Source organism: Staphylococcus sp. HMSC069D12, from assembly GCF_001810405.1.
Lineage (GTDB): Bacteria > Bacillota > Bacilli > Staphylococcales > Staphylococcaceae > Staphylococcus > Staphylococcus haemolyticus.
Genome location: NZ_KV801122.1, coordinates 64680 through 72045, shown reverse-complemented (window position 1 = coordinate 72045; position 7366 = coordinate 64680). Strand labels below are relative to the sequence as shown.

Genomic DNA, 7366 nt, shown 5'->3' with positions numbered 1-7366 from the left:
TTTTTAGTCATCAGTCCAATTTATTATAGAGCCTTTTTATGTTCATATAGCATTCATTTTTATTACAAAGTGCTGTTTACATAGCTAATAAATAGATTTACAATATTATTAAACGAAACGTATCGTTTAATAATTAAAGAAGAAGGGTTTATTGTGTTCGGAATATCCATTTCTAGTGCTATTCTTCATTTTGTTATTGGAGGTCTTGCAGTGGCGATTGCATCTATAATGGCTGAGAAGGTCGGTGGTAAAATGGGTGGCATTATCGCTACTATGCCGGCAGTCTACTTAGCTGCAATTATAGCCCTTGCGATAGATCATCGTGGCAAACAATTAGTTCAAATGTCAATTCATCTTAGTTCTGGTGCCATTATTGGAATTATATCGTGCATCATAACAGTCTTTTTAACGTCTCTTTATATTAGTAAAAGAGATTATAAAAGAGGAACAGGATTTGCATTAATATGTTGGCTTGTAATTTCTCTAGGTATATTTGTTGTTAGACATATGAATTAATCATTGGAGGCTTTTGTAATGAAATTAGCATTAATTAAATTCTTGGTTGGGGGACTTGCAGTTACGCTGAGTTATATTATCTCTGTTATTTTACCTTGGAAAGAACTCGGGGGTGTGTTTGCTACATTACCTGCAGTATTCTTGGTTTCATTGTTTATCACAGGAATGCAACATGGCGATGTTATTGCTAAGCACGTAAGTAGAGGTGCAGTTTTTGGCATGACGGGCGTACTTATTAGTATACTAGCAACATGGGCGATGCTATATTTTACAAATCAATGGCTACTTAGTATTGTTATTGGATTTATTGCATGGTTTGTAAGTGCAGTAATTATTTTTGAAGCGGTTGAATTTATTACGCATTTAAGAAGGGGAAAACATGGCTGGAAGACCGAAAGATCCGACAATCAATCATAAAATTTTTAATGAATTAGATCGAATGTTGGCTACGACACATTTTAGAGACATCACCATCGATCAAATTTCTGAAAACACAGGTGTGTCTAAAGCTACAATATATCGACGTTGGAAAGATAAATCTTCAATTATTGTAGATATGTTCGTGAGTAGAACACAGATTTTTGAAAATGAAAATAAAGATCTACACACGGGGTTGTATCAATTCTTAATTAAAATAATGGAAATTTATAAAACGAATTTAGGGCGTGCGGTTATTGAAATATTAATTAGTAATCAACAAGTTGAAGCACGTGAGTTGTTTATGAAGGGTTATTTTAAAAGTAATCGAAAATTATTGAAATCAATCATAGCACATCACATAAAAGAAGAGGATCAAGATTTATTTATAGATATGATTTTCTCACCAATTTATTTCAATATTTTAATTAAACCGGAAACACTTGATGAAGCATATATTGAAAAAATGCTAGACGTTATCTTAAAATCTTTTAATCAATAATATCTTAATTAACAAAAGGAACTGCGTTTAAATAAATAGCGCAGTTCCTTTTTTAGACGTCGGGAAGTCTTATAAATACTGATAAATCAGCATGTAAAAGGACTTTGACAATGAAAAAGATGCGAATGACAAAGAAATTTGGTAGTTTTTTATATGAAGAAACGTTTCTATGGAGTTGAAGTGAGATACAACTATTAATGTCTATCTTGCTTCTAATCTAGGCAAGATTAATCTAAATGGTTAAGGAGTTATGGGTGATGGAAATCGGTCAACAAATTCGGAAATATAGAGAAAAAGAAAATTATTCTCAAGAGTACCTAGCTGAGAAATTATATGTTTCGAGACAAACGATTTCTAATTGGGAGAATGAAAGAAGCTATCCAGATATCCATAATTTATTAATGATGTGTAACTTATTTAATGTTTCATTAGATGATCTTGTCAAAGGAGACGTGAAACGTATGGAACATGAAGAAATTAAAAAAGACATGGATTTTTGGACGTGGATGATGCTAATTTGGACGTTATTAGCATGTGTTTTAATAGGACCGCTTTTATTTTATTTAAGTTGGTGGGGTGTTGCGATAACCTATGTCATTTTTTCTATAGGTTTTTATAGTTCTACAAGGATAGATAAAATTAAATATAAACACGGCATGGATAATTACGATCGAATCGTAGCTTTTATGAATGGTCAAGATCCTAATGAAGTTCAGACTACTAAAACACGCAATTTCATTACGAGTATCTTATCATTTATCTTTGTAGTAGGCGCATTTGTAATCATATGCTGGTTGAGTATTTATCTATCATTTAAATTTTTACCATAACAATTTAAATGGCTATGAAACGCAATGCTTCATAGGCCTTTAGTAATTATAAGTGATTATTTATTGCGTAATCTTCTTCTACCAATTAATAATACGCTACCTAAACCTGCAAACATTGTTGCTAATAATGATTTATTCATATTAGCGTCGTCGCTACCAGTATTTGGTAGGTGTTTCGGTTGATTTGGTTGTTTAGGTGTTGGTGGCACATGATGTATCGGTGGCACACCTGGTTTTTCAGGTGGGTTGCCTGGTGGGTTAACTGGAGGTTGACCCGGTGTTTTAGGCGGATTATGTGGTGGTTTGTTTGGCGTTGGTGGTACTGGTGGTTCAACAGTGTTGTTAAATTCAGTATCATTTACTCCATCGGATTTACCGCCTGAACTGTTGTAAGTTACAGCTGCTTGTAAATTATCTGTTTCTGGATTTTCAGTAACTACCACTGTTGCTTTGATAGATATTGTATCATAAGCAATATTTGAATCTGTTCTCACTTGTTCACTGATTCGGTAAACGTAAGTGCCTACTTTATTGAATTTAATTGGTAAGAAATTCACTTTACCATTCGCATCATTTGTTGCTGATTGTACTGGATGATCAGTATTGTTTAAATCCGTTAAGATAAATGTGTAATCTCCACCTTAAGTTGACCACCCTCCAATTTCTTAGTCACTTTGAATTCAAAGTTTACTGGTACTGGTTTTACTTTGTTTACACGTTTTTCTGATGGTTTAGGAGGTGGTACTTCATTGCCACCTTTGGCTGGGTTAAAGAACTGAACAGATTGGTTCGCTACGTTAGTGATGTTCTTGTTTGCTTTGGCACTGTCTTTAATGACCCCGATAATATCTAATTTGTAGTAACGCCCAAATGGAATTTGCGCATTATCTAACACATGATCTTTAACTAGACTTTCTTTAGATGTAGCTGTGATGACACCATTCTCATCTATAATATCAAATAAGTTTGTAACGTCTTGTCCAGTAATACCGTCATATACCTTAATACTTTGAACAACTACGCTTGTTTCTTCATAGTCATCAGTAATGCCTAATTTATTAATTTTGTTCTCTTTTAAAAAAGTAAAATTAATATAGCCATATTTAGCTTTTTGAGGATCACGAGCAGCTACTGCTCTTTCTAAAGAATTTTCACCAAAGAATACTGTACCAGGTGAATTGATTTGTTTCGTTTCCACTACAGAATTTGTCTCACCGTTAACTAACTTAATCGTTACGTCATTAGAGTCGTCGTAGGGTTTAGATAAACGATAGTAATATTTAGTTTGATATGTAGCATTAAATTCTTTAAGATCTGTTATCTCAAATGTAAATTGATTTGGATCAGTACTTTTTTCAAATACGACGTTTGGTGTTGGGATAGTATTTGAATCTATAGGTTGTGGAGTGACAACATCTCTACTTTTAAAAGATGCACCATTGGCATCATCCATATTAGGTGTTGCAGTTGTCGTTGTGTCCTCTAGAACGCCTTCTGAAGCAATTGCTGACGTTGCAGAACGACGTGAACACGTATGTGTTGTTGTCTTCTCTAATTGAGATGAAGCGGCAATGGTTTGTGCATTTGCATTTTCGTTACCTGAGTGTGTTGTCTTACTAGTTGTTTGTGGTTGCGTTTCTGTTTTTGTTGTATTTTCTAAATTTTTCAGGGGAATAGATTGAGATGGTAAAGCTGCATTTTGTACGTCTTCATGTGTTGAATTATTGACTTTCTTTTCAAAAGATTGTTGATTGGAAGCCGTGTCCGTTGTTGACGTACTATTATGTAATCCACTTGCATGAGCTACATCTTGAAAGTCCATAAATAAAAAGGCATCTAATAATATGGAGAATGTTCCTATTGAAAACTTTCGAATAGAGAAGCGATACTTTGTTTTTTTGTTGCATAACTTGATGTCCTTTCTTAGATGAATAAAATATTTCTGTCAATTTAATTATAAAATATATAAAATAAAATGAAAAAGGGGTAGGATAGAATTCCTTTGAATTCTATCTTACCCTAACCTGCTTAGCTTGTAGAATTTCTTTGTGTTGGGGCCCCGAACCCCAACTTGCTTAGCTTGTAGAATTTCTTTGTGAAATTTTCTATGTTGGGGCCCCAAACCCCGTATGTATGAATAGAGCTGAGAATCGCTTGATTTAAAGCACTTTCTCAGCTCAGTTAACTCAGTCTATTTGCAATGTAGTCCTTTAATATATTTGTTCTAAATGCTTTGATTTTCAATATTAGTTATTAGTCTTTTCTTCATAACGTTTTAGAATATAACCACCACCAAGTAAGCCTACTGGTACTCCAATAAATGGTGTCGCAATGCCACTTAAGATGAAGACGATAAGTACTAACATAAGACCGTTAAACCAATCGACTTTCAAACTTAATAAATCCTCGTAAGATTTGCGAATTAATTCTTTAATATTCATTTAAACAACGTCCTTTCTTTTCAATTATTAAATAGAGTGTCTTACAATTCGATTTGCATGGATAAATGAGATTGTTGCAAAGATAAGGTAAACAAGTGAATAAACAATCATCACAATGATAATCGGTGTTGGAGAGTATTCTCCCAATAGTTTCATAAATACCATTGCAGCAAATAGTGCGTGTAATAATGCGATGATTAAAGGTAAACCGAAGTTGAATAGAATCTTTAATGCTAGACCTTTCGTCATATCCGTGTGTGTGAAGCCGATACGTCTTAATATGCGATAATTGTTAATTTCATCTTCGGTTTCATCCATTTGTTTAATATAGATAATACATCCCGCTGCGATGAGAAACGCTAATCCTAAGAATGATGTGACAAACATTAGAATACCGTTACTTTCATCTAGCATTTTCTTCGTGTTATTTTTTAATTCAACATTTGCACTTACTTTCTGAGCTAGTTTTTCCGCTTTAGAGAGGTCTTTATGATCTGTGATATTAAAACCGTAATGATGCATTAGTTGGTCCTTCATTTTCAATTTATTGAAATTATCTGGACTTACTTTTAAGACAGGACCTCCTATAGAAACGGTCGACGGAATTACCTCATTGTCATCCTTTTTATTCACGTTTAATGTCATTTTTTGTTGACCTTGAAGTGTCATATCTTCACTCGTATGAACACTTACAATGCCAGAAAGTGGTCCTTGTAGGTTAGTAATAGTAGCATGGTTACCATTAATATTTTTATCTGGCATAACAACGATACCAGCATTTTGCATACCTTCGTTTGTTTTACTTTTTAAGGCATCATTTTTAAATAATTTCGTATTACTACCTTCAAAAGTTTTCGTGTCATATTGAATATGATTTTGTTTTAATAGTTTTTCATACTTTTGAGCTGATTGCGCTTTAGCAAAGTTAACATCTTGAGGTGAGGATACTTGAATCATATAATCTGTATTTGCTTTGCTAATTGCACCAAAACATAGAATAGTTACTGTCACTGCTGAAATAATAGCAATAATTGTTAGTGACATCGCATTTTTCTTCATGCGATGCATAATTGATGAAGTAAATACGACATCTGTAATTGAAATGCGTCCATGTTTAGATTTTTTCAGTGATTTAAATATGATAGATACTGAACTTCTAAAGAATAGATAAGCCCCCACAACGGTTAGAAACAGAATTAAGAAAGGTGTGATCAAGACCATTGTTAAAGCTTCGAACTTACCAAACATCTCAGTGGAAATATAATACCCAAAGATGATCATGATAATGCCTAGAATACCGGCAATAAGTTCAGGAACGGTAATTTTAGCTTTAGTAGCTTCTGATTTAGTACTATCTTTCATCATTGACAGAATGGTTCTTCTTTTTAGGAAAAGAAAGTTCTGGAACATAATCAAGATAAATGCTAGTACAAGCATCACAATTGTTTGAATCAATGCAGGAAATTCAAATCCGATTAAGACACCTACTTTCAAATGCATCATCTTCACTAAAATATTGAGTAGAATTTCAGAGCCTACAATACCAATTACAATACCTATGATGCCAGTAATAACAAAGAATGTGAACTGTTCAATAGCTAGCATTCTTAAAATGTTTTGTCGTGTTAGTCCGATAAGTTGAAATAGCGCAAATTCTCGTGTTCTACGTTTAATAAATAATTGGTTCGCATACATTAAGAAAATAATAATTGTAATAAATAGGAAAACTGCGCCTACTTTAGCACCTTCTTGGATTACTTTTGGAGAATCACCATTATTAATACTATGTGTGTACTGCAAAGTGACAAAGCTAAAGTATAAAATAATACTAAAAATGAGTGAAAAAAGATACAGTGCATAATTTTTAAAATTACTTTTTAAGTTTTTGAGTGTAATTTGATTAAACGTCATTTGCGACACCACCTAAGGCTGACTGTAATTGAATGATTTCATCATAAAATTCACGTTTAGATTTATCTTCTTGATGGATTTCTGAATGAATATTGCCATCTTTTAACATAATGACACGCTGTGCAAAACTCGCTGCAGATGGGTCATGAGTTACCATGATTATCGTGCTATTGAATCGCTCATTCATATCTTCTAGACGGTTAAGTAAGTCTTGTGCGCTTTTCGAATCAAGAGCTCCTGTTGGTTCATCGGCAAAGATGATAGACGGTTTATGAACGAATGCACGTGCGGCAGCGGTACGTTGTTGCTGACCACCTGATATTTCGCTTGGATATTTATCGCTTAACTCATAAATACCGAGTGCTTCAGTGACTTCTTTATAATTTTGTTCCATCTCATCTTTACTTACTTTTTGAACGGATAGTGGCAACATAATATTTTCTTTAACGGTTAAGGTAGGTAAGACGCTATAATCTTGGAAGATAAATCCAAGTTCTTTCTTACGAAATTGTGCTAATTGCTTATCTTTGAGTTGATTAACTTCATTGCCACTTACTTCTACAGTTCCTCCAGAAATACTATCGATGGAACTAATGACATTGAGGAGGGTAGTCTTACCTGAACCTGAAGGTCCCATTATGGCAACGAATTCTCCTTTATCTACTGAAAAGTTGATGTCGTTTAGGGCTTTATACTTTTGCTTATTTCCATATACTTTTGATAAATGATTGACGTTTAAAATTGGCATG

9 protein-coding genes are annotated in these 7366 nt (G+C 33.5%); 4 read left to right on the top strand and 5 right to left on the bottom strand.

Annotation, left to right across the window (positions count from 1 at the left end):
- The first annotated feature begins 153 nt into the window (after positions 1 to 153).
- From HMPREF2737_RS10090 to HMPREF2737_RS10075, 4 genes are all read left to right on the top strand, one after another.
- Positions 154 to 516, top strand: a complete 363-nt coding sequence (locus HMPREF2737_RS10090) for a DUF3147 family protein (protein ID WP_037551848.1) — start codon at positions 154 to 156, stop codon at positions 514 to 516.
- Positions 517 to 534: 18 nt separating this feature from the next.
- Positions 535 to 933 carry a DUF3147 family protein gene (locus HMPREF2737_RS10085; protein WP_037551846.1) on the top strand — a complete coding sequence of 133 codons (399 nt, stop codon included), beginning with the start codon at positions 535 to 537 and terminating at the stop codon, positions 931 to 933.
- Positions 896 to 1435 carry a TetR/AcrR family transcriptional regulator gene (locus HMPREF2737_RS10080; protein ID WP_037551843.1) on the top strand — a complete coding sequence of 180 codons (540 nt, stop codon included), beginning with the start codon at positions 896 to 898 and terminating at the stop codon, positions 1433 to 1435. Before HMPREF2737_RS10085 ends, HMPREF2737_RS10080 begins: the two co-directional genes overlap by 38 nt.
- Before the next feature lie 257 nt (positions 1436 to 1692).
- A complete protein-coding gene (locus HMPREF2737_RS10075) occupies positions 1693 to 2265 on the top strand; it encodes a helix-turn-helix domain-containing protein (protein ID WP_037551841.1) in 573 nt (190 codons plus the stop codon).
- 56 nt (positions 2266 to 2321) lie between these two features.
- On the opposite strand, the gene HMPREF2737_RS11925 is transcribed toward HMPREF2737_RS10075, so the two are convergent.
- The 5 genes from HMPREF2737_RS11925 to HMPREF2737_RS10055 all read right to left on the bottom strand — a co-directional run bounded on the left by HMPREF2737_RS11925 (position 2322) and on the right by HMPREF2737_RS10055 (position 7365).
- Positions 2322 to 2888: a Spy0128 family protein gene (locus HMPREF2737_RS11925; protein ID WP_229664823.1), complete on the bottom strand. Its 567-nt coding sequence runs from the start codon at positions 2886 to 2888 to the stop codon at positions 2322 to 2324.
- A complete protein-coding gene (locus HMPREF2737_RS11920; RefSeq protein WP_229664822.1) occupies positions 2882 to 4087 on the bottom strand; it encodes a hypothetical protein in 1206 nt (401 codons plus the stop codon). The genes HMPREF2737_RS11925 and HMPREF2737_RS11920 overlap by 7 nt, the downstream gene beginning before the upstream one ends.
- A 424-nt stretch (positions 4088 to 4511) precedes the next feature.
- Complete coding sequence (locus HMPREF2737_RS10065; protein ID WP_037551839.1) at positions 4512 to 4706, bottom strand: VraH family peptide resistance protein; 195 nt, start codon at positions 4704 to 4706, stop codon at positions 4512 to 4514.
- 27 nt (positions 4707 to 4733) lie between these two features.
- On the bottom strand, positions 4734 to 6617 hold the full coding sequence (locus HMPREF2737_RS10060; protein WP_037551837.1) for an FtsX-like permease family protein: 1884 nt from the start codon (positions 6615 to 6617) through the stop codon (positions 4734 to 4736).
- The gene (locus HMPREF2737_RS10055; protein ID WP_037551836.1) at positions 6607 to 7365 is read right to left on the bottom strand and encodes an ABC transporter ATP-binding protein; all 759 of its coding nucleotides are present in this window, start codon (positions 7363 to 7365) and stop codon (positions 6607 to 6609) included. The genes HMPREF2737_RS10060 and HMPREF2737_RS10055 overlap by 11 nt, the downstream gene beginning before the upstream one ends.
- Position 7366 lies beyond the last annotated feature (1 nt).

Bases quoted from the DNA above. Each gene is read 5' to 3' on its own strand.
- HMPREF2737_RS10060 (WP_037551837.1), bottom strand. From the start codon at position 6,617: ATGACGTTTAATCAAATTACACTCAAAAACTTAAAAAGTAATTTTAAA.
- HMPREF2737_RS10085 (WP_037551846.1), top strand. From the start codon at position 535: ATGAAATTAGCATTAATTAAATTCTTGGTTGGGGGACTTGCAGTTACG.
- HMPREF2737_RS11920 (WP_229664822.1), bottom strand. From the start codon at position 4,087: ATGGACTTTCAAGATGTAGCTCATGCAAGTGGATTACATAATAGTACG.
- HMPREF2737_RS10080 (WP_037551843.1), top strand. From the start codon at position 896: ATGGCTGGAAGACCGAAAGATCCGACAATCAATCATAAAATTTTTAAT.
- HMPREF2737_RS10055 (WP_037551836.1), bottom strand. From the start codon at position 7,365: ATGCCAATTTTAAACGTCAATCATTTATCAAAAGTATATGGAAATAAG.
- HMPREF2737_RS10065 (WP_037551839.1), bottom strand. From the start codon at position 4,706: ATGAATATTAAAGAATTAATTCGCAAATCTTACGAGGATTTATTAAGT.
- HMPREF2737_RS10075 (WP_037551841.1), top strand. From the start codon at position 1,693: ATGGAAATCGGTCAACAAATTCGGAAATATAGAGAAAAAGAAAATTAT.